The 599-nt window shown below is 55.1% G+C and carries 1 protein-coding gene; it reads left to right on the plus strand.

The window, feature by feature from the left end; all coding sequences use genetic code 11:
• Positions 1-599 (plus strand): TRAP transporter large permease subunit (locus tag WH95_RS20105; RefSeq protein ID WP_046510239.1); only part of this gene is annotated, 599 nt, incomplete at both ends.

Raw genomic sequence — 599 nt, forward strand, 5'->3', positions numbered from 1 at the left:
TTGATCTTTCGTTCTTCGGGGCCTTGCCATCACGTATTTACGGCAATGCCATGACCAATGAAATCCTCATTGCTGTGCCTCTCTTTGTCTTTATGGGTGTCATGCTTGAAAAGTCCAAGGTGGCCGAGGAACTGCTCGATACTATGGGACAGCTCTTTGGGTCTGTCCGTGGTGGTCTGGGTATTTCCGTTACCATCGTCGGCGCCTTGCTTGCGGCTTCAACCGGTATCGTTGGGGCCACGGTTGTTACCATGGGGCTTCTGTCCCTGCCGACTATGCTACGCCGTGGCTATGACCCATCCCTTGCCTGTGGCTCTATCTGTGCCGCAGGAACTCTGGGACAGATCATCCCTCCGTCAATCGTACTGGTTATTCTTGGGGATCAGATCTCCAATGCCTATTCAGATGCCCAGCGGGCGATCGGTAACTGGTCACCGGATCCTGTATCCGTCGGCGATCTCTTTGCCGGCGCCCTGATCCCCGGCCTAATGCTTGTAGGCATGTATATCGCCTATCAGATGATTGTGGCGATCATCCGTCCGGAAAGCTCTCCGCCCATTCCGCGGGATGAAAACCACATCGAACCCGGCGCCTTCCTG

The sequence above is a fragment of the Kiloniella litopenaei genome, assembly GCF_000982415.1.
In the GTDB taxonomy this organism is placed as follows: Bacteria; Pseudomonadota; Alphaproteobacteria; order Kiloniellales; family Kiloniellaceae; genus Kiloniella; species Kiloniella litopenaei.